The organism is Streptomyces sp. NPDC006476, assembly GCF_040612015.1.
Classification (GTDB): Bacteria; Actinomycetota; Actinomycetes; order Streptomycetales; family Streptomycetaceae; genus Streptomyces; species Streptomyces griseorubiginosus_B.
This window is the reverse complement of sequence record NZ_JBEXPK010000305.1, coordinates 1-1360: the sequence shown is the minus strand read 5'-3', so window position 1 is coordinate 1360 and position 1360 is coordinate 1. Positions and strand designations below refer to the sequence as shown.

The 1360-nt window shown below is 68.6% G+C and carries 1 protein-coding gene; it reads right to left on the bottom strand.

Annotated features, from left to right (window positions below):
- Positions 1 to 649: 649 nt before the first annotated feature.
- Positions 650 to 1360 (bottom strand): S1 family peptidase (locus ABZZ74_RS54210; protein WP_356951454.1); only part of this gene is annotated, 711 nt, incomplete at its 5' end.

Sequence of the window (1360 nt, the reverse complement as noted above, 5' to 3'; positions counted from 1 at the left end):
CGACAGCACGACAGGCCACAACTCCCACGAGATCGCCGACCCTATGCCCGACCAGCGGAAACGCAGTCCTCAAGTCCGGAAAGACAACAGCTTCTCAGGCACTTGACGGTGAGGCTCTGGGCAGGCGGTGTGCGCCTACTTGGCCGACCGGCACCGCATCACCGGGTCCGCGGACGTGCCCGCAGCCCGGTCGCGGCAGGTCATCGCCGTGGACGGCAAGGCCCTCAAGGGCTCAACCGGCCTGGATGCGCCGCGCGGTCACCTGGCTCTCGGCGCTCTCCCACACCCCCCACGACCGCGTCGCCAGATATTTTTCGATGACTCCCTGCTCCGCACACCACCGGCCTCAGCTCGGCCCAGCCTGCGACCGCATCGCCGGCCGCGCCGGCTCCGCCTCGTCAGGGTCGACCCCAACACTCTCCAGCAGCCACTGCTGCGCCGGCACCAACGTGCTCCAGCCGGCGCGCTGCGCGCCGACCCAGGCCCCGAGGCCACGAGCCCGACCATCGCAGGTCACAGCCGTGCGCGGCCCGGTCAGCCACCCGAGGGCCAGCCCGGCCCCGTGCACGGCGAGGGGCCGGACGCGCGAGGGGGCCCGCCCCGTGACCAGGCCGTGGGGCGGGCCCCTTCCCTTAGCAGGAAGCGAATGTCAGCCGATCTGCGCACCGACGGCGCTGAGGGCTTCCGTGACCGGCTGGAAGAACGTCACCCCGCCGGAGGTGCAGTTACCGTTGATGCCGGAGGTGAGACCGATCGCGGTGTCACCGGAGAACAGTGGGCCACCGCTGTCACCGTGGTCGGCGCAGACGTCGGCCTCGATGAGCCCGTTGACGGTGTCACCGGTGTCGTAGTTCACGGTCGCGTCCGTGTTGGTGACCGTGCCGCTGTGCACCTGGGTCGTGGTGCCGCTGCGGGTCACCTCCTGGCCGATGATGGCGTCGCCCGCCTTGGTGATTGTCTGGGTCGAGCCGTTGTAGAGGTTCACCTCGCTCGGGTGGTCCGCGTTCTCGCTGTACTTGACCAGGCCGAAGTCATTGTCGGGGAAGCTGGACTCCTCGGTGAAGCCGAGCTCCTGACCGGCGTCAAACCAGTCGGAGGTTTCGTTGGTGCAGTGGCCGGCCGTGATGAAGTACGGCTGGCCGTCCTTGACCACGTTGAACCCCAGGGAGCAGAAGACGGTGCCACCGGTGACGGGACCGGTGATTTTGTCGCCGCCCGCGATGGCCAGCTTGAACTCCCCCTTGGTGCGCTTGAGTTCTGCCTTTTCCCCGAGGCCGTCCACGACCTTGGTGAGCTTGGTCCACTCGGCCTGGGAGACGGTGCGGTCGGCGGTGACGACCACCTGGTTGGTCTTGGGGTC